The sequence below is a fragment of the Rhizobium sp. LjRoot98 genome (genome assembly GCF_964252935.1).
In the GTDB taxonomy this organism is placed as follows: domain Bacteria; phylum Pseudomonadota; class Alphaproteobacteria; order Rhizobiales; family Rhizobiaceae; genus Pararhizobium.
The window spans coordinates 957,371-980,574 of record NZ_CAXUPW020000001.1; the positions used below are offsets into that span (position 1 = coordinate 957,371).

Sequence of the window (23,204 nt, forward strand, 5' to 3'; positions counted from 1 at the left end):
TGGGGCAAGTTTCAACTGGAATAGTTTGCACATGGCACCGAAGAAAGCACCAATAGAAGACCAGGCGATCCTGAGCGGCGGCGATGCCGAGCTCGATCAGGCCATCGACGATCTGCGTGGCGTCCTGCAAAGCGATGCCACCGGCACCACGCCGGCCTCGGATTTCGGCATGGATTTCGCAACCACCTCGACGGTTGGCGAGACATCGGATTTCGGCAGCACATTTTCGGCCGAAACTGATCTCAGCAGCTTCGGCGGCGATTTCGGCGCCAGCAACAGCTTCGCCGACCTGACCCAGACTTCGGCCGCTCCAAGCTTCGACGCCGGCTCGTTCGGCGAAACCACATTCGGCGGCGGCACGTTCGAAGACCAGCCCGCTGGCGAACCCGGCAGCGGCATGACGGCCAATCTCGACCTGATCATGGATATCCCGATCGATGTCCAGATTGTTCTCGGCACCAGCCGCATGCAGGTCTCCGGCCTGATGAACCTGACGGAAGGTGCGACGATCGCACTCGACCGCAGGATCGGGGAACCGGTGGAAATCGTTGTCAATGGCCGGGTCATCGGCCGCGGCGAAATCACGGTTCTCGATGAAGACGAAACGCGTTTCGGTGTAAAGCTCATCGAAATCAAGGGTACCAGTAAAGTTTGAACCCGGTTAGGGTCATGAGGATCAATCCATGATGGATTTCGACAATTTCGAGGCTTCAGCGCCCACAAGGCCACTCACCCAAATGGACAAGGCCGCTGCGGTTCTGCTTGCAATGGGCAAGCCCATTGCCGGTAAGTTGTTGAAATTCTTCACGCAGAGCGAATTGCAGGGCATCATCGCTTCCGCGCAGTCGCTCCGCTCGATCCCGCCCCATGAACTGGAGATCCTGGTGAACGAGTTCGAGGACCTGTTCACCGAAGGTGCCGGCCTGATGGACAATGCCAAGGCCATCGAAGGCATTCTCGAAGAAGGCCTGTCACCGGACGAAGTTGACGGCCTGCTTGGCCGCCGCACGGCATTTGCCGCCTATGAAGCCAATATCTGGGACCGCCTGCAGGATTCCGACCCGGCCTTCGTCGCCCAGAGCCTGGGCAAGGAACATGCGCAGACCATCGCCTATGTCCTGTCGATGATGCCATCGACCTTCGGCGCAAAGGTCCTGCTGCAGCTGCCGGAGAGCGGCCGTGCCGACATCATCAACCGTGCCGTCAACATGAAGAGCGTCAGCCCCAAGGCTGCCCAGATCATCGAGGCTCGCGTGGTCGAGATGATGCGCGAGATGGACGCCGAAAAGAACTCGATCGGGTCGATCAAGATTGCCGAGGTCATGAACGAGCTGGAAAAGACCCAGGTCGATACGCTGCTTGCCTCGCTGGAATCGATCAGCACCGAATCGGTCAAGAAGGTTCGTCCGAAGATCTTCCTGTTCGACGACGTTCTCTATATGCCGCAGCGCAGCCGCGTCCAGCTGTTCAACGACGTATCGGGCGACATCATCACCATGGCCCTGCGCGGCTCCGGCATGGAACTGCGCGAATCGGTCCTCGCCTCGATTGGTGCGCGTCAGCGCCGCATGATCGAATCGGATCTAGCGGCCGGCGACGTCGGCATCAACCCGCGCGATATCGCCATTGCCCGCCGCTCGATCACCCAGGAAGCCATTCGCCTGGCAGCCAGCGGCCAGATCGAACTGAAGGAAAAGGAAGCCGTGGCCGCCTGACCGGCCGCTTCACCGCCGGACGGATATCTGGAGCCCTTCAACCAAGCGCGGTTGGAGGGCTTTTTGCTGGGCGCCTGCCCGTGTCCGTCTACTTTCTGTGAAGCATTGGTTTCCCGCGCATATCTTCCTTGCATGCCCTCCTGCCCCGGCTCACAACAGCTTTGACAGCAAACACTGCTGCATCCCCATGCAAGAGGTCTTCATCCGATGTCGGACGATCAGGACAAAGACAGTAAAACAGAATCGCCGACCGAGAAAAAAATCACCGACGCGATGGAGAAAGGGAACACCCCGTTCTCGCGCGAGGTCACCATGTTCGCCTCCGTCGTCGCCATCTACATCTTTGTCGTTTTCTTCCTGCCGCAGGGCTTCGCCACGGTCGCGGAATCGCTGAAGGATATTTTCGAGCAACCGGAAGCCTGGCGTCTCAACACATCGAACGATGTGGTTGCATTGATCATGCACCTCTTCGCGAAGGCAGGCACCTTGCTGATCCCCTTTTTCGTGCTTCTGATCGTGTTCGGGATCGGTTCTTCCATTTTGCAAAACCTGCCGAGCCCGGTTCTTGATCGCGTCGCACCCAAGATGAACCGGATTTCTCCGATTGGCGGATTCAAGCGGATCTACGGGATTCAGGGCATCGTCGAATTCGCCAAGGCCTTTGCCAAGGTGGCCGTCGTCTCGCTGATCATCGTCCTGACACTCTGGAACGACTACTACGCCACGCTCGATTCGATGTTCTCGGACCCGTTGACGATCTTTTCGACGATGTCGAAGGACTTCAACAAAATCATGATCGTCATCCTGATCTCGACCGCTGTCATCGCCATCGCCGATTTCTTCTGGACACGGCACCATTGGTACACCGAACTGATGATGACTAAGCAGGAGGTCAAGGAAGAGCTGAAGCAATCCCAGGGTGACCCGATCATCCGTGCGCGGCTTCGCTCGATTGCCCGCGACAGGGCCCGCAGGCGCATGATTACCTCGGTTCCGCGGGCCACGCTCGTCATCGCAAACCCGACGCACTATGCCGTTGCGCTGCGTTATGTCCGCGAGGAAGGCGATGCGCCGATCGTCGTTGCCAAGGGGCAGGACCTCGTCGCGCTGAAGATTCGCGAAATCGCCGAGCAAAACGGCATCCCTGTTTTCGAGGACCCGCCTCTCGCACGCTCAATGTTTGCGCAAGTCTCGGTGGATAGTGTGATTCCACCGGTGTTTTACAAGGCAGTCGCTGAACTCATTCACCGGATCTATGCAACGCAGCCGAAACGGATGACGTGATCCCAATGAAAAAATGCGAATATTCGGAACAACGCGAGAAAATAGTAGCCGACGCCATTCGTCCTGTCGCGACGGAGCTGCGGCTGATCGATGCCGCCGACTTTATCGCGATGCTGCGTTTTGAATCGCATGGGAGCCTGGCGGACCTGGTGTCATCGGCCGCAGAACTCTATTTTCTGCCCGGTACCGTCAACTTCGGTATCGGCGGCAACTATTCCCTGGACTGGGGCACGGAGCCAGAGATCACCCTTGATCTCGAACTGAAGCCGGATGGCGTCACCGTCTATGCACAACTTGCCCTGGGCAAGGACACAGCCGGTCTCGAAATCAACCATATCGCTTTTCAAAGCCCGTCCACCGATCCGGACGAGAATACGGCGTTCCTGGCCCAGAGCCTGAACGCGGCGAAATTCGTCAAATCCTATCCGACCGCTCTTGCGAGCTGATCTTCGGATACCCGGCCATGACGGCCGAAAAATCCCTTTAGCTGATATAACCGAGACGAATGGCCTTCGCGATCGCCTGGATTCTGTTGACCGAATCCAGCTTGGTGGTTGCGGCGCCGAGATATGCGTTGACCGTGTGAACCGACAATCCCATCTTCTCGGCGATTTCTTCGCTGATATAACCGTCTCCGGCCATCTGCAGGCAGCCGATTTCGCGGTCGCTGAGCGATTCCGACGGAAGCATGCGCCGTTCGTCGGCGGCGAGAAGATCGGTCATAATCTGGCAGCTGCGTCCGTGCAGATCGATGATTGCCTCGCTCGACACGTCGATATAGCTGCCCATGAAGAGCACATAGCCATTGCCCTGCGCACCAAGCCTGACCGGCAAGGCAATCCCGGAATAGGGCAAGACGCGAGCGGAAAGGCGCTGGGTAAAGCGGGCGAAATCCGGCGTCTCCGCCGTCTGGTGCTCGCCCATGCCGTTCCACAGGATCGGCAGAAGCGACGCATCGAGATGCGCCAGCATCTCGCCACCATAGGCAGCCACCAGTTCGTGCGCCATCGCTTCGCTATCGACGCCCCAATTGTCGAGGACGCAGCTCAGCTTGCGCGTTGCCGGAAGGCCGTTTCCATTCAGCCGCAGAACTGCGAAATTCTTGGCATTGATCTGCTTCTGCATCGCTTGCAACCGCGCAACAAGCGTCGCCGCCTTGGATGCCCTCGCCTGCAACCGGCCAGCCTTGGCATCGTCGCCCGTTCTCGCATGGGGGAGGAAATAGGTCACGGCCGCCTCCTAGACGAGATTGTTGCGAACGGCATAGGCGATGGCCTCGGAGCGGGTCTTCGTCGCCGTCTTGCGCATAACGCTGGTGATGTAGTTGTTGATCGTGTTGCGCGAGATACCGAGGATCACCGCAATCTCGTCGCTGGTCTTGCCCTCGGCGATCCAGAACAGGCATTCGAGTTCGCGTTCCGTCAGCTCGAAATCACGATCGGAACGCACGCCGCGCTCGGTCGTGAAGCTGGCGAAGTAACCGGTCAGCAGACCGACATCTCTCAGGTTTTCCTGCGAAAGGATGACGTCCTGCGGAAAGAGCAGCATCAGCGATAACCGCGCGCGGCCGACATTAAAGGTTATGGCGCAATATTCGCGGCTGATCCCACGGCTGATGTCGATGTCATCCGGCAGGCCCATGAACACCGGCTGCATGACCGAAAGGCATTTCTCCATCTCATTGGTCTTGGAGTGGAGTTGCGACATCACCTTTCCGAGGCGCTTGACGACGTCGAACGGCCAGTCTGAGCATACGACAAAATCCAGACCGTCATCCTGGGACAAATCATAGCGCGCGAGGAGATAGTGGGTTGCTCCCACATAATCCGTCAGCGCCGCCAGCCCTTTGCTCAGATTGCCGCGCTCGGCGAATTCGCCAAGCCTGCGAATGAGCTGTTCTTTGGAAAGAACCCGCCCAACACCGCGCGTCGCCGACCCTGGCAATGGCCAAGCCGCAACCTCTGTCTGTAGAGCATCCATGACATTAACCCCCGTGATGGATTCGTCCGTGCTCAAAATCGCCTTCGCCGCCGCCGGCAATAGCATCGAAGCGTCCGCATTCTTCGACACAAGCGAATCAGTACGCGAATCACTACATAAAATGTACATCGCCCCTTGCGAAAAACTACTGCCTCCTTATCGGGATTTACATTTCCGAGGAACCGTGAATCGATTCGCGCTCCGGCAACGACAAAAGGAATGCTCTCAGCGAACAACCGGAGGAAAATTCTCTTTAATCTATGTAATTATTATGATTTTCAAAAAACCTTCAATCAGAAACTCATCCAATCTCGCCTGAGAAACGGCGCAACACCTCCGAGCAGGTGTAAAAATCGCAAAACAAATCACCGCCGATTGAATCTTCATCTTTTGTCAAGTTTTCATTTTTTTATTTGTTTCTGGCGTTGTTGCGAAATTGCATCATCGAAATAGAGTGTTTAAATTACAGAACAAAACGTAAACTAAAGAAATTCTGGCCATAACCCCCGAATAATATTTCATTAAAACCGGAACATTACTGAATCTGGGAATCAATACCTGGCTTGCTCCACGCACAACGGCAGACAAACCCGATTTTCCCCAGGGAAAAATTAACGATTTGTTAAATATAACGAATCCGGGAGCGCCATGTTACATCGTTCGAGCAACACTCGATTCTTGCAACCCGCACTTAGTGAGAAGGCAATACAGAAAACAGGGCCGCATCTAGTTTTTTCAGAGCAAAATCCTGTTGCTGGCCGCAGACAGGAATCCGGATAGCCTGAGCGACTTCGGGCTCATATCCCGGCAAATCTCTCCCATTCATCTGACGTCTCAAGTTGAACCGTGCATTTTTCTACGGAAAAACCCGCCGGCAAGGGCGGGTTTTCGTTGTACTTGATACGAGACGAAAAAGGCGTCTGTCTCAGGCTGCTTTTTCGGCGACCCACTTGCGCAGGATCTTGGCGGCGCGCTCTTCACTGATTTCGACCATGCGAGCGAGCCGCCGTTCCGGGCCTTCCTTTACGCGCCGGTTGAAGCCACCTTCGCTGTCGTCGCCGAGGCTGAGCAGGTCATCGGTGCTGTCAAAGCCGAAGTCCGAACCGAAGCCTTCCATTAGCGCTCCTCCGGCGCCGCCGTTCGCAGCGGGCGAGAAGTCCGGCAACTCCAGGCCAACGGGTTCGTTATCGTTGAGTGCAACACCCGGACCTGTCAGGCCCATCGAGCGAGCCAGCGGGCGCATTCCCATCCAGACCACCAGGAAGGCCACCAGGATGAAGGCAAGCGCGTTGATGATGCCGCCGAGATTGCGGGTCAACGTCTCCATGATGCCGGGGCCTGCAGCCGCTTCATCGAGCAACTGCGTGTTGACGAAATCCATGGCCGTTAGCGTGATCATGTCACCGCGCGCCGGGTCGAGGCCAACCGCCGAGGCAACGATTTTCTGCATGTCCTGGATATAGGCGTCGATCTTTGCCTGGTCGGCACCCTCGCCGACCATGGCGGCAACCCGGCCGCGATTGACCACGACGGCGACCGAGAGCTTTTCGAGTGTATAGCTGCTCTTGACGGTGGCGACGGTCTTCGAGTTGATCTCGTAATTGGTCTGCTCTTCCTTCTTCTCGGTCTGGTCGTTCGACTGAGGTCCGGTAGCGCCACCGGTCGGAGCGGCTTGCGGTACGTTCTGCTGAACCGTCGCCGCATTGTCTGCCTGCTGCTGACTGGACTTCTGCTGTTCCTTGGTTACCCGTGTCGAGCGCTCGACGCGCGATTCCGGATCGAAGACCGTTTCCTGGATCTGCTGCGTATCGGTATTCAGCTTGGCGGTGACGCTGGCGCGGAAATTGTCCATGCCGAGGAAAGGCGTCAAAGCTTTGTCGATATTGTTTTCTATTTCCTTCTGGACATTCTGGATGATGCCAAGCGACTGATTCATGGCGCTGTTGGCAGGATCGTCACCCGATGCCAGGAGCTGGCCGGTCGAATCGAGGATCGTCACGTCGTCAATACCGAGGCCCGGAACGGATGAAGCCACCAGATGGCGGATCGAGGCGGCGGCATTGCGGCCAATGTTGGCACTGGCACGGATCATCACCGAAGCCGTTGGGTTCTGTTCGGCTTTTCTGAAGCTGCCGCGGTCGGCCATGACGATGTGGACGCGGGCGGCGGAAATTCCGGAGATCTGCTGGATGGTGCGGGCGATTTCACCTTCAAGGGCGCGGACGCGGGTGACTTCCTGCATGAAGGAGGTGAGACCGAGGGAACCGACGTTGTCGAAGAGCTCGTAACCGGCATTGGCGCTGTTGGGCAGGCCACGTTCGGCCAGGTACAGGCGGGCCTTGCCCGTCATGCCGACCGGAACCTGAATGCTCGCGCCATCAGAGCCAACCTCGAAATTGATATTGGCTTCGGCGAGGGCAACACTGACCTGATTGAGATCGTTGCTTTCCAGCCCGACATACAGCGTTTCATAGGAAGGCTTGTTGACGTAAAGGCCCGCGGCAAGAACGATCGCCACCGCGACAACACCGGCTGAAATCAGCGCGATGAGCTTGCCTTGCCCGAGACTGGCCAGGTTCTTCGTGACCGTCGAAAGTTGATCCAACAGATTCATTCTGTTTCCGCACCCAGTGGCGCATGTTCCGTTCAGACAACATCGCCTGGGGAGTAAACATGCGCAGATCCAAACATTCGGGTTGCTGATGGATTCGACACATGCGGCTTCGTCAAATCACGCGCAAATCTACCAGTCCCGATTGGCACACTAGAAAACGAAACTTGCGCGAACTTGTCTTGGCCCGCCTGAACCGACTTGTTTACCACCTCACTGCAGGACGATCTGGCTTCTATCGCGGACCGTTTCGAGCCGATTGCAGACGAGGCACCTTTGGCCAAACAGCACAAAAAAGCACAGCCGACAGGATCGAGCCAAGCCGCCGGCTGGCTACAAAATCTTGCCTTAAAAACGGAATGCATCAATGATCATCTTGAAAGCAGGGGAATTCTGCCGCCTGCCCGGGTAGCAGACATAATGGCCTCGAAACGCCGGCAACTGCTCAATCCAACGCGAGCTCTGCGACTTCCACCGCTCACGGGAAACGATTCCGTCCAGCAGGCCTGACATGGCTCACGACCGCGCATCCAACGCTGACTGGCAACGTCAAATTCATGAATTTCTATCGGTTCAATGGTATCGAGGCAATCGGCGCATCCGTTCCCGTTCGACCATCATGCCAAAGGTCCATTGGCTATCAAAGCCAACCGGGAAGCCGTGACGCGACGCGGCCGTTCACAGCGGCCTCGACGCAATCGACCAGACTGCCGAAGCGGACGGTGCGGTTGCTGAGGCCAGGGCCGTAATGGGCATATTTGCCGGAGTTGGTAATGAGCGTGCGAGTGTGCACCGGGAAAACAGGTTCACTGATCGAGCACCAGCAGAGATCCGGCACGATGCGCACGCCACTTTGTTCGAGGCGTGATAATGTGCCGTCCTCACGCGCATCGGTGATCACCTGGCGGCCTGCGGTGACGATGACGGTGACATCCGGGTGGCGCTTGCGCCCGGCGAGCCCTGCAGCCAGCGCCCGGCATTCGTTCAGCGAGGCATGCGGGCTACCGATAGCAACGAGCTCGACCTGCTCCGGGCCTGCGTTCAGCCGTGTTCAGGCCTGCGCCATCTCGGCGCGGGTGATGGTTTTGCGGCTTGCCCCCGGCGCTGCCGCACCTTCGGCTTCGGGCGTTACGCCCTCGACATGCAACATCGGCGCGGCCGACGTCGTGCCGAAGGCAGCGCACAGCGCCTTGAGATCGTCTGTCGAGGGTTGTGCCGAGGCGAGACCGCGCAGCAACGGGATGCGATCGGGCGCTGCATGGCCGGCGAGATAACCGATCAGCGGCCAGAAGGCGTCATCGACATTCTCGGGCAGCTCGACGTCAATGACTGTCCGGGCCTTGCGGTTTTCCGTCAGATAGACGCCGGAAAGTGGCGCACGGCCGGTGAGCGCGATGCAAAGGTCGAGGAAATCCGGATGTTTTGGCGTGCGGGCTCCGAGCGCGGAGTTAGCAAAGATCACCGCGTTGGATTCCGCCCAGGCAATCGCCTCACCCGCCTGCGGCGCGCTGTCCAGAAGATAGGGGGAACAGGTAAATGTCGGACGGCAACCCATGCGGACATAGGCATCGGCAAGGCGGGCTGCCGGATTGCCAAAGGAACTGGACACACCTTGCGCCTGCCAGTTGGCATGATCGACCGAGATGGCATTCATGGTGGTCGGCACGCAAACCCTGGCTCCCATATCCGCCATGCGTTCGGCAAAAGTGAGATTGGCCGGGCTGGCATAGATGCAGCCGTCGATATGCCCTTGTGTCACGTCGGTCAGACAGCGTGCGCCCTGCTGGGCAGCCATGGCGCAGATGATCCGCATGGCCTGCTGGATCGCCTGGCCCTGCACACCTTCAAACATTGCACGGTCGTTGTCGCTGAGATCGAGCGTCGCAAGGCGCGGCGGCAAAACCGGAATCGACAGGCCATCCGCCTCGATCGAGTTGGCAGTGATCCGTGCGGTTTTGGCCCGCGACAGCGCCGCAAAACTCTCAGGCGCGAGGCGCAACACAGGAAGCGGCTTGCCGAACATTTCAGCGGCAATCAGCGCACCCAGTGTCAGCACGTCCTCGGCTTCGCTGAATACCAAAGCCGCTGGCGCCCGGCCGGTGAGGATCAGATCGAGAAGCACGCCCGATCCGGTGCAGGACCCACGGCTCGACGGCATCATCAGGATGCCGCCGGTCAGACAGACCCCGTGGAGGGGATGATGCACGTCGATAATGCTTCCGGTTTCCGGGGAAACACCGCCCCAGAAGCTCAGGGGCTCCGATGAGGCGATAACCGGTCCATCAGCGGTGCCGGCAAGGATGCTGTTCGCGTGCATCAGGTCACTCACTTGACGACAAAACCATGGGCAAAGGGATCGCGGTCATCGATGAAGATCGTGTTGATACCCGTCATCCGGGCCCAGCCTGCGATCGAGGGGATGATCGCATCGCGATCGGCCACCTTCGTTGCCGCTTCGACCCGTCCCTTGAACAGCGAACCGATGATCGACTCGTGGATGAATTCGTCGCCAACAGCGAGCTTGCCCTTGGCGGCCAGCTGCGCCATGCGCGCCGAGGTACCGGTGCCACAAGGCGACCGGTCGATGGCCTTGTCGCCGTAGAACACGGCGTTGCGGGCATGGGCGGTTGCATCCGTCGGCTTGCCGGTCCACTGGATGTGGCTCAAGCCACGGATTTCGGGATGTTCGGGATGAACGAACTCGTATTTTTCGTTCAGCGCGGCGCGCAGCTTGGGGCTCCAGCCAATGAGTTCGCCCGCCGTATGATCGGCCATATCGCGGAAATTCTTCTGCGGCTCGACGATGGCGTAGAAGTTGCCGCCATAGGCAACGTCGACGACGATTTCGCCCAGACCTTCGACCTCGGCCGTCAGGCCTTCGGCATAGAGGAAGCCGGGAACGTTGGTCAGGCGGACTTCCTCGACGAAGCGGCCTTCCTGGCGATAGGTGATATCGACCTTGCCGGCCGGCGCATCGATTGACAGCTTGCCGGGTTCGCGCGGCATGATCAGGCCGTTCTCGATCGCCATGGTGATAGTGCCGATCGTGCCGTGGCCGCACATCGGCAGGCAACCGGATGTCTCGATGAACAGAACCGCGACGTCGCAGTCCGGACGGGTTGGCGGATAAAGGATCGATCCCGACATCATGTCATGGCCGCGCGGTTCGAACATCAGGCCCGTGCGGATCCAGTCGAATTCGCGCAGGAAGTGGGCGCGCTTCTCCAGCATATTGGCGCCCTCAAGGCGCGGGCCACCGCCGGAAACGAGGCGGACGGGGTTTCCGCAAGTATGACCGTCGAGGCAGGAAAAGGTATACGTGGCCATGGTGAAAGACCTTATCAGAAGCGTTGAGGCGAAAGGGATGTAATGTCGATGGCTGGTGTCTTACCAGTCAAAAGATCGGCGACCAAACGGGCGGTGCCTGCCGATTGCGTCAGGCCGAGATGACCGTGCCCGAAGGCGTGGATGACCCGGGGCGTTGACCGGGCGCGGCCGATGGCGGGCAGGCTGTCGGGCAGCGAAGGACGGAATCCGAACCACTGTTTGCCGCCCTCAGTCTTCAGGCCGGGCAGGAAATCCTTGGCCTTCTTCAGCATGGCTTCCGAACGGCGGAAATTCGGCGGCAGTTCCAAGCCACCCAGTTCGACGGCGCCGCCGACACGGATGCCGGTGGACAGGCGCGTGACGACAAAGCCGTGACCACCAAAAGTAACCTGAGTCCGTAGATCGAACGCATCGGCGTGCAGCGTGGTGTTGTAGCCACGTTCGGTTTCCAGCGGAATGCGCTCATCAAGGCTACGGGCAATACGGTGGGAAAAGGCACCTGCCGACAGCACGACCTGCGATCCACGGCGAATTTCACCGCCTTCGGCGATGATCTCGACACCATCCTCGACCGGCCGCAGCGCGGTCACATTGGCGCGCTCCAACACCCCACCCTGGCCGCGGAAATAATCTGCCAGCGCAAGCGTGTAGAGTTTGGGATCGGCAATCGAAAACCAGCCAGGTGTGAAGGTTCCGTGGGTAAAGCGCGCATCGAGCCCCGGCTGGATATCGGCCATGCGGGATGCGTCGACATGGTAGAATTCGATACCGTGTGCTTCACGGACTTTCCATCCGGGCAGCGAGGCATTCAGCTCCGCCTGACTTTCGTAGACCTGCAGATTGCCGTCCTTGCGCAGCATGGGCAAAGTGCCGGTGCGCTGCAGGAAAGGCTCAAGCTCGGCCCTCGAGAGGTCCATCAATGCCGTCTGCACTGTCGTGGACTTTTCCACCTGCGCAGGCGAACACGCCCGCCAGAAGCGGAACATCCATGGGGCAATCTTGAACGCGTAAGCCGGTGGAACGGACAACGGGCCAAGTGGATCCAGCAGCCATTTCGGTGCCTTTTTCAGGATTCCCGGCGACGCAAGCGGCAGGATATCCGTAAAGGCAAAGGCGCCGGCATTGCCGGCGGAGGCGCCGGCTGCCGGACCTTCACGGTCCAGCACCGTAACCGTCATCCCGCGTGCCTGGGCGGCAATCGCCGCCGAGAGCCCGACCACTCCGGCGCCGATAACAATGACGTCTGGATGCGCCATTAGCGGACGCTCGCCAGGAACGCCTGAGTATCGGGATGCTGTGGCGCCCCGAAGAGCTGATCCGGCGTGCCGATTTCCGCCATGACCCCCTGATGAAAGAAGGCGACCCGGTCAGAAACATCGCGGGCGAAGGCCATCTCATGGGTGACGCAGATCATCGTCATGCCCTCTTCGGCAAGCATTTTCAGCGTGTCGAGGACTTCGCCGACCAGCATCGGGTCGAGCGCCGAGGTGACTTCGTCGAACAGCATGTATTCCGGCGACATGGCCAGTGCGCGGGCAATCGCCATGCGCTGCTGCTGGCCGCCCGACATGCGGCTCGGATAGACTGTCAGCTTTTCGCGCAGGCCGACATGGGTCAGCTGCTTCACCGCGATCTCTTCGGCCTTTTCCTTGGAAAGGCCGAGCACCTTGCGCGGCGCCAGCATGACGTTTTCAAGCACCGTCAGGTGCGGGAAAGCATTCCATTGCTGGAAGACGATGCCGACCTTGCGGCGCAGCTTGTTGAGATCGGTATCCTTAGCATGAACAACCGTGCCATCGATGGTGATCTGCCCGGCATTGATCGGCTCGAGGCCGTTGATGCAGGTCAGAAGCGTCGACTTGCCCGATCCGGAGCCGCCGATGATGGTGACAACCTCGCCCTTGTTCACGGTGAGGTTAATCCCCTTCAAAACCTCCAATGTGCTGAAGGATTTGCGAACGTCTTTAATTTCAATCATTGGGGGACCACCGTTTTTCGAGATACCCGCCAAACCGGGCGATGGGGAAGCTGATGACGAAGTAGATTACGCCGCAGATCAGAAGGATGAACAGCGGCTCCTGCAGGCGGGTAACCAGAATCTGCGACGCGCGCAGAAGCTCGATAAGGCCAAGCCAGAGAACCAGAGCAGAATCCTTCATGACACCGAGCGTCAGGCCGATCCACGCGGGAAGCGAAACGCGGGTGGCAAGAGGCGCCACGATATAGCGCATGTCCTGCCACCAGGTCATGCCGAGCGAACGGGCCGCGCGGCGGGTCGTTGCCGGGACGGCTTCAATGCCGCCGCGGATGATTTCCGAACAATAGGCCGCCGTATAGAGCGACAGGACCACGCAGGATGTGGTGAAGGGCGCCCAGCCAAGCTTGGCAATGGCCTGGATCGCGTTGCCAAGCACGAGCTGGATCAACAGCGGCACCGAGCGGAAGACATCCAGCACGAATGTCAGCGGTGCGGCCCAGACGGCACCCAACTGGACACGAAGAACACCGAAGATGATTCCGAGCACGGTACCGGCGGTCACGGACACGGCGGTGACCGCAAGGGTCATCGCCGCGCCTTGCGCCAGAAAGGCGAGGTCATTCCAGCTGAGGGTGGTATCAAACATCTCTCACCTCTCTCAGTAGCGGAACATGCGCGCGGCAAGCAGGCGCGCGGCAAGTGTCACAAGCTTGGCGATGATGTAATAGATCACCGCGGCAAGAGCGAAGAATTCGAAGGTGCGGAAGGACCGCGCGTTGAGTTCCTGCGTGATACCGGCGAGATCGGTGTTCATGCCGACGGTGACACCCAGCGATGTCATCAGGATTGCCCAGACCATCTGGTTGGTGACCGGCAGGAAGGCGATACGCAACATCTGCGGCAGGACGATCAGCCGGAAGGCCTGAACCGGCGTCATACCAAGGGAACGGCCTGCGCGGGTCTGGGTGTCTGGGATGGCTTTCAGCGCACCGCGAAAATTTTCCGCCAAATAACCCGCGTTGTTAAACGCGATGCCGACCAGAAGTGCCGTGTAGGGGCTGAGATGGATGCCGAAATTGCCGAGGCCGAAATGGGCCATGTAAATCTGGAACAGTGCGGGCGTGTTGCGCGCGATCTCGACCCAGGTGGTCGCAAATCCGCTGAGGATGCGATTGCCTGAAAGGCGAAACGCGGTCAGGGTCAAGGCAAGTGCCAGCCCGATAACCATCGACAGGAGCGCGATCTGCAGCGTGACGAGAGCGCCGTCCAGCATCTGCGGCAGCGCTTTGAATGCCTGGTTCCAATGAAAGGTGTAATTCAACATTGCCGTTTCATCTCCTGGAAAAGGACAGCGGCGCGAGTGTTACCCGCGCCGCCAGCGAAACGATTTGATTAGCGATAAACGCCATTGACCGAAAGGGACGGAACCTCGCCGCCAACCCACTTGCCATACAGCTCGGCATAACGGCCGGTACGAACCTGCTGGTTGATGAAGAGGTTGAGGTAGTTAATCAGCCCGTATTCCTCGCGGTTGGTGAACAGCGCAACGTAGTCGATATCGAACGGCGCCTTGCCGACGACAGCGATGCCGGGGAACTTGCCGGTCTTGACGTTGGCCTGTGCTACCGTCGAGGTGGAAACGGTCGCATCGAGCTGGCCCTGGCTCAGCGCCAGGAACACGTCAGCCTGCGTCTGGTACGGACGGAACTCACCGGCGCCCCAGGCCTTGACCTGTTTTTCCAGAGCAATGGCTTCATAGGTGCCGGCAGTGGCGCCGACGACCTTGCCCTTCATGTCTTCAAACGACTTGACGCCAGACTTCTCGTTGGCAGTTACGGCCATTTCAAAGGCGAAGTAAGGAACGGTCATGCCGACGGTCTTGGCACGCTCAAGCGTGTCGGAGGTCGAGGCAACGCCGACATCGACGCGGCCGGACATCAGGGCAGGAATACGCTCGGGGAACGGTGTTTCAACGATTTCGGCGGTGACGCCGAGGGCCTTGGCCAGATCGTTGCAATAATCGACGTCGAAGCCGATCGGATTGTTGCTTTCGTCACGCGATCCCATCGGCGGGAAATCCAGCACGACGGCGCAACGCAATGTGCCCGAGGAAATAATATCGTCCAGCTTATCGGCGTGGGCCTGGCTGGTCAGAACGGTTGTAGCCAGGAGGCTGAACGCGAGGACCGAAAATTTCATCTTAATCTCTCTCCCTAGATTGATGCGCCGATCTGCGGCAGGCGCACTATTTCGATTCATTGCGTGCAAATCAATGATAAAATACAAAACGTATACAAAAAGTACGCAAATATTCGTCTTCACTGACTTGCACGCAACATTCGGAAACACAAGGCGGGCGCAGCCGCACTATTATTTAAGCAAATCCTTAGGCAACAGCGCCTCCGGCAGGTTCTGGTAGGACACCGGCCGCAGGAACCGGCGGATCGACATGGTGCCGACGCTGGTCGCCCCGAAGTTGGTAGAAGCCGGATACGGACCACCATGGACCATGGAATCGACCACCTCGACACCTGTCGGGAAGCCGTTGACGAGGATGCGGCCAGCCTTCCGCTCCAGCAGCGGAAGCAGCCGTTTCGCTGCGTCAATGTCGGCGTCATCCATGTGCAACGTCACCGTCAGCTGACCCTCGATCGCCCGCGCGACGCTTTCCATTTCCTCCTGCGATTTCACCCGCACCAGTAGGCCAAGCGGGCCAAAGACTTCTTCGCTCAGCGCATGATCGGCCAGAAAACGGTCGCCGGTCGTTTCGAACAGGTTGGGAGACGCGGCACGGCCGGTTGATTCCGTGACCAGCAACGGCTCGACCGTGTTGCGGGCGGCAAAACCTGCCTGTCCGTCACGATAAGCCTTGGCAATTCCATCGGTCAGCATGGTCTGCGGCGCAACCTTGCCCAGCGCCTCGACGGCAGCCGCCGCAAAGCGGTCAGCATCGGCACCATCGATCACAACGGCAACACCGGGATTGGTGCAGAACTGCCCTGCCCCCATGGCCAGCGAACCTGCCCAGCCCTGACCAAGCGCCTCCGCCCGTTCCGCGACCGCGGCAGGCAGCAGGAACATCGGATTGACCGAGCCGAGCTCGCCGAAGAACGGAATCGGTTCAGGCCGTGCGGCGCAGAGATTGAACAGAGCGCGGCCACCGGCCTGCGAACCGGTAAAACCGACCGCCTTGATCAGCGGGTGCTGCACCAGCGCGTGCCCGACATCGCGGTTACCACCCTGAATGAGCGAGAACACGCCCGGGTGAACACCAGTACTACGAATGGCCGCTTCAACCGCCTGTGCGACGATTTCACCCGTACCCGGATGGGCGGAATGTCCCTTCACCACGACAGGGCAACCGGCTGCGAGTGCCGCCGCCGTATCGCCACCCGCCGTCGAGAAGGCCAACGGGAAATTTGACGCGCCGAACACCGCAACCGGACCGACAGGGCGCTGCATCAGGCGAATCTCTGGACGTGGAACTGGCTGGCGGTCCGGCAAGGCCGCGTCGAAGCGGCGGTCGAGATAATCGCCGCTTTCGATATGGCTGGCAAACAACCGCAACTGGCCGGTCGTGCGGCCGCGCTCGCCGATCAGGCGGGCTTCGGGCAGGCCGGTTTCCTGGCTGCCGATTTCCGTGATCTCGTCGGCGCGCGCATCGATCTCGTCGGCGATGGCGCGCAGGAAGGCAGCGCGGGTGCTGCGGTCGGCAGCGCTGAAACTCCAGAACGCAGCTTCAGCGGCTTCGCAGGCACGATCGACCAGTTGTGCGGTTCCGATGGCGAACTGATGCACCGGCCCTTTGGCGGGCGAGGATGCAAAAGTACCGGCTCCATCGAGCCATTCGCCTGCGACAAGGTGTTTTCCGCTGGGGATGAAGGGCATGGACAGATCCTTTTTTCGAAACTGGCGCGCAAGCGGCAGGCTATGCTGGGCCGGATTATGTTTGGCAAACTTGTATACTTTTTGTATGCAGGATATCAACTCATTTAGATGTTACTGCGCCTAAAAAGGAGGGGCACACTATGAGCGATACCCACACCCTGACGATCGCCGATCTGGAGGAGCGCGTAAAAGCCATCTTCATCAAGGCCGGGCTGAGCGCGTTGCAAGCCGCAGCCATTACCCGCGTTATCGTTGCCGCCGAACGGGACGCCTGCAAATCGCACGGCATCTACCGGATCGAAGGCGCACTGCGCACCGTCAAGGCCGGCAAGGTCAACCCGACCGCCAAGCCCGAACTTCTACCACAGCAGCGGTCTGCTGTCGTCAAGGTTGATGCGAAGGGCGGCTTTGCCAATGCGGCGTTCGAACTGGGCCTCCCGGTTCTTGCCGAACGCGCCCGCTCCAGCGGCATTGCAGCCCTCGCCATCAATGACTGCACCCACTTCTCCGCCCTTTGGCCGGAAGCCGAGGCGCTGACAGAGCTCGGGCTGGCCGGTATCGTCATGTGCCCCAGCTATGCGACAGTCGCACCAAGCGGTGGAACGAAGCCACTGCTCGGCACAAACCCGCTGGCTTTCGGTTGGCCACGCCCGGGCAAATCCCCTTATGTCTTCGACTTCGCGACATCGGTTGCGGCGCGCGGCGAAATCGAGCTGCACAGGCGAGCCGGAAAAGCTCTGCCGGAGGGCTGGGCGATCGATGCCGATGGTCAGCCGACCACGGACCCGGAAGCAGCGCTCGCCGGTGCCATGTTGCCGTTCGGCGAACACAAGGGCTCGGCGATCTCCACAATGATCGAGCTTCTGGCCGGCATCATGATCGGCGACCTGACCAGCCCGGAAGTGCTGGATGCGCTTGGCTCGACTGCCCTTGCGCCCGCCCATGGCGAGCTGATCATCGCGTTTTCTCCCGAAGGTTTTGGTGGGGATCGTCCAGGCAATCCGTTTGCCCGGGCCGAGGTTCTGTTCGAGGCAATGGTCGGCCAAGGCGCACGCCTGCCCTCGCAGCGCCGCTACGCAGCGCGCGCGAAATCGCAGACCGGCGGCATCATCCTGACCGCTTCCGAGATGGAGCAGTTGGACCGGCTGCACGCGCTTGGATTGGACGCTGTCTAACAGCATCCCGTCACCGGCCTGCGCAATCACCGCAGGCCCCACAAATGCGAAGGCCCTCTGATCACTCAGAGGGCCTTCGTTAATTCAGGAGAGCGTCAGCTCAGCCCTTGTACTTCTGGACGGCGCCGGGAAGCTTGCTCCACTCGGCATACCAGCCGTTGAACAGCTTGAACTGAGCCTCGACATAGCCGCGCTGGCTTTCGGTCAGCGCATCGGTCGCGTTGAAGTGCAACGTGTATTCCTTGTCGCCCTTCAGCACCATCATGTGCTTGAAGTAGAGAACGAGGTCTGCACCTTCATCGAACGAGGACAGGACGGCAAGCGCCTGTTCCAGCTCTAGAGCGCGCAGACGCGCATCGGCGTCACCTTCGGCAGCTGCTTGCGACAGGTTGCAAAGGTGCAGGACTTCCTTCGGAAGAACGTTGCCGATACCGGTGATAGCACCAGTCGCACCGCAATTGACGAAACCGTGGAACACGGCAGTATCAACGCCGATCATCAGCGAAACACCGTCCTGGCTGGTGATGTATTCGGCCGCGTAACGCATGTCGGCCGCGCCACCGAATTCCTTGAAGCCGATGAGGTTCGGATGCTCGGCGCGCAGAGCGAAGAACAGGTCAGCGCGGGTGGCAAAACCGTAATAGGGGCTGTTGTAGATAACGGCCGGAAGGTCCGGAGCTGCAGCGAGGATGGCCTTGAAATGGGCCTTCTGTGCTACGACGGAAGAGCCGCGCGACAAGACCCGCGGAATGACCATCAGGCCCTGGGCACCAACAGCCTGGGCATGCGCGGCATGCTTGACGGCCAGCGCACTGTTGACGGCGCCCGTACCGACGATAACCGGAATGCCGGCCTTCACCAGGCGCTCAACGCCTTCCATCCGCTGCGCGTCTGTCAAAAGCGGCCAATCACCCATCGAGCCGCAATAGACAACGGCCGACATTCCCTGGGCAATCAACTCTTTTCCCTTGCGCACGAGGGCGTCGAAGTCCGGGGTACGGTCTTCTTTGCAAGGGGTCATCAGCGCGGGGATCACGCCAGAAAAGATTTTGGCCGTCATAACAAACTCCTTTTGACCTTGCCGGACGGGCAGAGAATGGCGCGCACCTTTGCAGCCCCGATCCTGTGCCTCTGGAGCCATATTGCACGTTGTATATTATTTGTCGACAAGAATTTTATCGATCAGAGCGCCACGTCGAGCCTGTCTTCCCGGGCAAACAATTTCTGGATCTGATGAACGATCTGCTCAGCGTGCAATTTCGCCAGACGGTCTGCTTCCTCGATGTCGCGATTGGCAATGACGGCGATAATATCATCGTGCTCTTCGACGAAACGCTGCGGCAACCGGTCGTCGTAAGACTGATAGTACAGCCTCAGCATCCGCCGCCCCTCGTCCAGAAGCCGGTTGAACAATCCCGTGAAATACGCGTTGCGACCCGCTTCGGCGATGGCAGAGTGGAACGCGGCGTTGGTGGCGATCATCGCCAGCGCGTCCTGCGCCTGCACTGCAGCGGCGAATTCGGCCTGATGCGCGCGGATTACCTTCAGGTCTTCCGGCCTGTGATATTGCGCTGCCAGCTTCGTGGTGACGCGGTACATCAGCACAAGCGCATCGAAGAAGGTGTGCATGTTGAGAAAGTCGATATTGGCAACCATCGTCGAACGGTTGGGCAGCGTATCGATCAACCCTTCGCCGGCGAGCCGCACCAAAGCCTCGCGGATCGGGGTTCGCGACATCTTGAAGCGTTCGGCCAGCTGCACCTCATCGATCGGGCTGCCGGGCGGCAGCACGAGATCAAGAATCTCGTCGCGCAAGAGGTCGTAGACCATCTTGACGCCGGAGCCGCGCTTGCGTTCGGGAATGGGGCTGGTGTCGATATCTGTCATGTCATCAATCCTGTGTCGACAAAAGGAATACTTTTCCCTGTCTGCAGGATCAACCGTTTCCGCAAGCGCGATCGGCAAAGGTGGCAACAAACTTGGTGATGATGCGTTTTTGCGACTTCAACCAGTCCGTGCGAGCGCCATCCCGCCCCGGGTTCCCGTCTCAGGCATTGCCCGCCGTCAGGCCCGCTGATCTTTCAGAAAGGCAACAAGGGACCGTCCGGCATCCAGAACGTGATCCCGCGTCAGCCGGGACGCAAGGCTGGCATCACCGTTCAGGCAAGCCTCGAGAATAGCTTTATGCTCACGGTCAGCCCGCATCACCCCATTCGTCAGCGTCAACTGCGCCCGCAAATAACGATCGATCCTGTCGAGCGATGTACGAACGATCTGCAGGTAGTAAGGCCGTCCGGATGCCGCATAAAGACTGTAGTGAAAACTCCGGTTGATTTCGCCCCACCGGGCGGAATCGGTCTCCCGGCTGAATTCCTCGCAGTATCTGCGCGCAGCAGCCAAGGCATCCTCACCGAGATTTGGCACGGCAAGCCGCATGACCTCGGCTTCCACAAAAGCGCGGAATTCGAAGATTTCGTCGATCTCTTCGATCGAAAGCCCGGCGACCACTGCACCCTTGTAACGCTCTGTGGTGATCAACCCATGCTGCTCCAGCCGCGACAGAGCCTCGCGCACGGGAATCCGGCTGGTATTGAACATCTGCGCAATCTGATCCTGCCTGAGATTCTCGCCTTCGGCGAGGTCACCCTCGATGATCGCCTTGCGCAGCGCGTCATAGACAATATCGGCTGCGGATGCGGCCTGCCTGACATCGACGGCGGCAAGTTTCATGAATTTAAATCCCGTTGTTTCAAGCGGTGTCAGCTCCCATCCTTGGGTCATAGGTGCAATTCCGTATTCAGGCAACGGAGCGGATATTCTCAGCCGATCCATTTTTGATATTGTATATTGGATCCAATTTTTCTAACTGTGGGACACAGGCTCTGCTACCCGCTACAATCTTCTTGGGCAGATGGCGGCCGGATCGCGATTTTCTCAGGGAGCAGACTATGCGCAGCAGCAAGGTAATCCACATCGTTTCCTGCCATGCCGAGGGCGAGGTTGGCGACGTCATCGTTGGCGGGGTCGCACCGCCACCCGGCAAGACCCTGTGGGAACAGCGGAAATTCATTGCCGAGGACCAGACGCTGCGCAACTTCGTGCTCAACGAACCGCGCGGCGGCGTATTCCGGCATATCAATCTCTTGGTACCACCGAAGGACCCGCGGGCGACGATGGGCTTCATCATCATGGAGCCGGAGGACACGCCACCAATGTCAGGCTCCAACTCCATCTGCGTCTCGACCGTCCTGCTCGATACCGGCATCGTGCCGATGCAGGAGCCGGAAACCAGGATGGTACTGGAAGCGCCGGGCGGACTGGTCAACGTGGTTGCCGCCTGCCGCAATGGCAAGGCCGAGCGCATCACCGTCACCAACGTGCCTTCCTTCGCCTCCCGGCTCGATGCCAAGCTTGAAGTGGAAGGTCTTGGCACGCTGACTGTCGATACTGCCTATGGCGGCGACAGTTTTGTCATTACCGATGCGCGTTCTCTCGGCTTTTCGGTCACGCCCGATGAGGCCCGCGAACTGGCCGAGACTGGTATCAAGATCACCCGCGCCGCCAACGAACAACTCGGCTTCAACCATCCCGAAAATCCGGAATGGAACCATATTTCCTTCTGCCAGCTGACCTTGCCGGTCGAAGAGCGCGACGGCATACTGCATGGGCGCAATACGGTGGTGATCCAACCGGCCAAGCTCGACCGTTCGCCAACGGGCACCGGTTGCTCGGCACGCCTGGCTGTGTTGCACGCCCGCGGCCAGATCAAGCCGGGACAGAAGTTCCGCGGTGAATCGATCATCGGGTCGCATTTCGACTGCCAGATTGTCGGCGAAACGACCGTCGGCGGCCAGAAGGCGATCGTGCCCGAAATCTCCGGCCGCGCCTGGGTGACCGGCACGCATCAGGTCATGCTCGACCCAGCCGATCCATGGCCGGCCGGCTACCGCCTCGCCGATACCTGGCCACGCAAGCAATAGGAAACTGCCGACGCCGAGGGCTCTGGATATTGCAGAGCCCTCGGCGTACGCGATGCCTGGGCTGTCTGGGTCACCGACCTATAAAGCGCATCCAGATTTTGGCCGAAGCGAGTTTGACGAGAGTAACGCAGTTTTCGCTTTGACGGTAACGGCACGTTCCCGATCGTCGACCGAGTCGGCACCGGCTACATCACCATGGATCAGATGCGCCAGCACTACGCCGGTCCCGGAAAGTTCAACGCCACGCCTGACGCACCGAAGGCCTTACCCTTCAACGACTTCGCTGATCTGCACGATGGGGGCGATGTCCGTATAGCGGGCGACGTCCGCGGAGATTTCCGCGCGGTGGGGACCCAACGCCTCCTGAAATGTCGCCAGACTCGGCGAGTAGACGTGGCACGCCGCGACAAACTGCGGCGCGCTTCCTGGTTCGCGACCCGCAAGGCCCTTGTCGATCTCGTAGCGCAGGCAGGCATCGCCGAGCCGTTCCTGGAGCAGTGGCATATGGCGGGTGCGGTAGTAGTCGTGATCGAACTTCGAGCCACCATCGGCCGGATAGTAGACGCTCATCTTGAGCATGGTCGGGCTCCTGTCTGAACGCCGAGCGTTCGAGGGGCCTTTCTAGCTCACCGACGTGTAAAGCGCATCCAGATTCCGGCTGAAGCGAGCTTGACCAGAGCAAGCAGTTTTCATTGTACTTTCCGAAGCGGGTGCGACCGCACGGAAGCCCTCTAGCATTGGAAGCCGAAAATCGCAGATCTTATCGGAAAGGCATGCTGTTCGCGCGGCATGCGCGCTCTGGGGCGTTGAGATCGCTTTTCACCCTCGATAACGTGGATGTAGCAAATGAACGCCTCATCCGCGGCCCGCATCAAAGCGTCAGGGACCACATCCGCCGGCCCGGCTCCCTGGAGAGCATCCAGGCAGGCCTCAAGTGCATTTGTGTAGGCACCGCCAGCGGTCGATGGCCATTGGTGAATCAGCATCGCCGCCGCATCATCGACGGATTCGACCATTTTGTATCGCTCTCCAACACCCATGAGCAGCCAAAGTGGAGGAAAATGGCGCGACTTGTCCGGACTCATGACACAATTCCTCGCGTTGCGTTTGTATATTAGCAAATACGCAAGAAACATTCCAGTTAAGCCGGGGGCGCGCTGCCGCTGCTTATCCAACAATCCGGGTTAGGCTGCGCATCCGGTCCGGCCCCAAGCAAAACGATTGTGTAGAAAGAAGCCGTCGCAAAGAAATGCAACGCATCTGCGG

22 protein-coding genes and 1 pseudogene are annotated in these 23,204 nt (G+C 59.4%); 7 read left to right on the top strand and 16 right to left on the bottom strand.

Annotation, left to right across the window (positions count from 1 at the left end; translation table 11 throughout):
• Window positions 1-31: 31 nt before the first annotated feature.
• From fliN to ACSQ3J_RS04705, 4 genes are all read left to right on the top strand, one after another.
• Window positions 32-655 (top strand): flagellar motor switch protein FliN, encoded by a 624-nt coding sequence (gene fliN, locus ACSQ3J_RS04690; protein ID WP_060500208.1) that lies wholly within the window; start codon window positions 32-34, stop codon window positions 653-655.
• A 28-nt stretch (window positions 656-683) separates the two neighbouring features.
• Window positions 684-1,715, top strand: a complete 1,032-nt coding sequence (fliG, locus tag ACSQ3J_RS04695) for a flagellar motor switch protein FliG (RefSeq protein WP_060500211.1) — start codon at window positions 684-686, stop codon at window positions 1,713-1,715.
• Between the two features lie 207 nt (window positions 1,716-1,922).
• Window positions 1,923-2,999: a flagellar biosynthesis protein FlhB gene (flhB, locus tag ACSQ3J_RS04700; protein ID WP_060500212.1), complete on the top strand. Its 1,077-nt coding sequence runs from the start codon at window positions 1,923-1,925 to the stop codon at window positions 2,997-2,999.
• Between the two features lie 5 nt (window positions 3,000-3,004).
• Window positions 3,005-3,445, top strand: a complete 441-nt coding sequence (locus tag ACSQ3J_RS04705; protein ID WP_060500214.1) for a hypothetical protein — start codon at window positions 3,005-3,007, stop codon at window positions 3,443-3,445.
• A 37-nt stretch (window positions 3,446-3,482) separates the two neighbouring features.
• On the opposite strand, the gene visR is transcribed toward ACSQ3J_RS04705, so the two are convergent.
• From visR to fliF, 3 genes are all read right to left on the bottom strand, one after another.
• Window positions 3,483-4,229, bottom strand: a complete 747-nt coding sequence (gene visR / locus ACSQ3J_RS04710; protein ID WP_244481777.1) for a transcriptional regulator VisR — start codon at window positions 4,227-4,229, stop codon at window positions 3,483-3,485.
• 9 nt (window positions 4,230-4,238) lie between these two features.
• Window positions 4,239-4,979 carry a transcriptional regulator VisN gene (visN, locus tag ACSQ3J_RS04715; protein WP_060501318.1) on the bottom strand — a complete coding sequence of 247 codons (741 nt, stop codon included), beginning with the start codon at window positions 4,977-4,979 and terminating at the stop codon, window positions 4,239-4,241.
• Between the two features lie 925 nt (window positions 4,980-5,904).
• Window positions 5,905-7,593, bottom strand: coding sequence for a flagellar basal-body MS-ring/collar protein FliF (gene fliF / locus ACSQ3J_RS04720; RefSeq protein WP_436038740.1), 1,689 nt, complete (start codon window positions 7,591-7,593; stop codon window positions 5,905-5,907).
• 198 nt (window positions 7,594-7,791) lie between these two features.
• Here fliF and ACSQ3J_RS04725 point away from each other — a divergent pair, with 198 nt between their 5' ends.
• Window positions 7,792-8,100: a hypothetical protein gene (locus ACSQ3J_RS04725; protein WP_060500219.1), complete on the top strand. Its 309-nt coding sequence runs from the start codon at window positions 7,792-7,794 to the stop codon at window positions 8,098-8,100.
• Between the two features lie 130 nt (window positions 8,101-8,230).
• Here ACSQ3J_RS04725 and lhpI read toward each other — a convergent pair.
• The 8 genes and pseudogenes from lhpI to ACSQ3J_RS04765 all read right to left on the bottom strand — a co-directional run bounded on the left by lhpI (window position 8,231) and on the right by ACSQ3J_RS04765 (window position 16,783).
• A pseudogene (gene lhpI, locus ACSQ3J_RS04730) lies at window positions 8,231-9,919 on the bottom strand (cis-3-hydroxy-L-proline dehydratase).
• Window positions 9,916-10,917: a 4-hydroxyproline epimerase gene (locus tag ACSQ3J_RS04735; protein ID WP_264221796.1), complete on the bottom strand. Its 1,002-nt coding sequence runs from the start codon at window positions 10,915-10,917 to the stop codon at window positions 9,916-9,918. Before ACSQ3J_RS04735 ends, lhpI begins: the two are co-directional and overlap by 4 nt.
• 14 nt (window positions 10,918-10,931) lie before the next feature.
• Window positions 10,932-12,173 carry an NAD(P)/FAD-dependent oxidoreductase gene (locus ACSQ3J_RS04740; RefSeq protein WP_060500225.1) on the bottom strand — a complete coding sequence of 414 codons (1,242 nt, stop codon included), beginning with the start codon at window positions 12,171-12,173 and terminating at the stop codon, window positions 10,932-10,934.
• On the bottom strand, window positions 12,173-12,895 hold the full coding sequence (locus tag ACSQ3J_RS04745) for an amino acid ABC transporter ATP-binding protein (protein ID WP_060500227.1): 723 nt from the start codon (window positions 12,893-12,895) through the stop codon (window positions 12,173-12,175). The genes ACSQ3J_RS04740 and ACSQ3J_RS04745 overlap by 1 nt, the downstream gene beginning before the upstream one ends.
• A complete protein-coding gene (locus ACSQ3J_RS04750; protein ID WP_060500229.1) occupies window positions 12,888-13,541 on the bottom strand; it encodes an amino acid ABC transporter permease in 654 nt (217 codons plus the stop codon). Before ACSQ3J_RS04750 ends, ACSQ3J_RS04745 begins: the two co-directional genes overlap by 8 nt.
• A gap of 12 nt (window positions 13,542-13,553) precedes the next feature.
• Window positions 13,554-14,219 (bottom strand): amino acid ABC transporter permease, encoded by a 666-nt coding sequence (locus ACSQ3J_RS04755; RefSeq protein ID WP_037109417.1) that lies wholly within the window; start codon window positions 14,217-14,219, stop codon window positions 13,554-13,556.
• 68 nt (window positions 14,220-14,287) lie between these two features.
• On the bottom strand, window positions 14,288-15,094 hold the full coding sequence (locus tag ACSQ3J_RS04760) for an ABC transporter substrate-binding protein (RefSeq protein WP_060500230.1): 807 nt from the start codon (window positions 15,092-15,094) through the stop codon (window positions 14,288-14,290).
• A gap of 171 nt (window positions 15,095-15,265) precedes the next feature.
• Window positions 15,266-16,783, bottom strand: a complete 1,518-nt coding sequence (locus ACSQ3J_RS04765) for an aldehyde dehydrogenase (NADP(+)) (RefSeq protein WP_436038745.1) — start codon at window positions 16,781-16,783, stop codon at window positions 15,266-15,268.
• A 140-nt stretch (window positions 16,784-16,923) separates the two neighbouring features.
• On the opposite strand from ACSQ3J_RS04765, the gene ACSQ3J_RS04770 reads away from it, so the two are divergent.
• Window positions 16,924-17,958, top strand: coding sequence for an Ldh family oxidoreductase (locus ACSQ3J_RS04770; RefSeq protein ID WP_113531419.1), 1,035 nt, complete (start codon window positions 16,924-16,926; stop codon window positions 17,956-17,958).
• A gap of 100 nt (window positions 17,959-18,058) precedes the next feature.
• Here ACSQ3J_RS04770 and ACSQ3J_RS04775 read toward each other — a convergent pair whose 3' ends face one another.
• The 3 genes from ACSQ3J_RS04775 to ACSQ3J_RS04785 form a co-directional block, all read right to left on the bottom strand.
• Window positions 18,059-19,018: a dihydrodipicolinate synthase family protein gene (locus tag ACSQ3J_RS04775; protein WP_060500235.1), complete on the bottom strand. Its 960-nt coding sequence runs from the start codon at window positions 19,016-19,018 to the stop codon at window positions 18,059-18,061.
• A gap of 122 nt (window positions 19,019-19,140) precedes the next feature.
• Window positions 19,141-19,845, bottom strand: a complete 705-nt coding sequence (locus tag ACSQ3J_RS04780; protein WP_060500237.1) for a GntR family transcriptional regulator — start codon at window positions 19,843-19,845, stop codon at window positions 19,141-19,143.
• Window positions 19,846-20,022: 177 nt separating this feature from the next.
• A complete protein-coding gene (locus ACSQ3J_RS04785; RefSeq protein ID WP_060501320.1) occupies window positions 20,023-20,688 on the bottom strand; it encodes a GntR family transcriptional regulator in 666 nt (221 codons plus the stop codon).
• A 218-nt stretch (window positions 20,689-20,906) separates the two neighbouring features.
• Between ACSQ3J_RS04785 and ACSQ3J_RS04790 the strand changes: the two genes are divergently transcribed.
• Entirely contained in the window at window positions 20,907-21,938 is a 1,032-nt protein-coding gene (locus ACSQ3J_RS04790) for a trans-3-hydroxy-L-proline dehydratase (RefSeq protein WP_436038748.1), read from the top strand.
• Window positions 21,939-22,202: 264 nt separating this feature from the next.
• On the opposite strand, the gene ACSQ3J_RS04795 is transcribed toward ACSQ3J_RS04790, so the two are convergent.
• Window positions 22,203-22,517, bottom strand: a complete 315-nt coding sequence (locus ACSQ3J_RS04795) for an EthD family reductase (protein ID WP_436038750.1) — start codon at window positions 22,515-22,517, stop codon at window positions 22,203-22,205.
• A gap of 152 nt (window positions 22,518-22,669) precedes the next feature.
• Window positions 22,670-23,023, bottom strand: coding sequence for a DUF982 domain-containing protein (locus ACSQ3J_RS04800; protein WP_162252439.1), 354 nt, complete (start codon window positions 23,021-23,023; stop codon window positions 22,670-22,672).
• Between the last annotated feature and the right edge of the window lie 181 nt (window positions 23,024-23,204).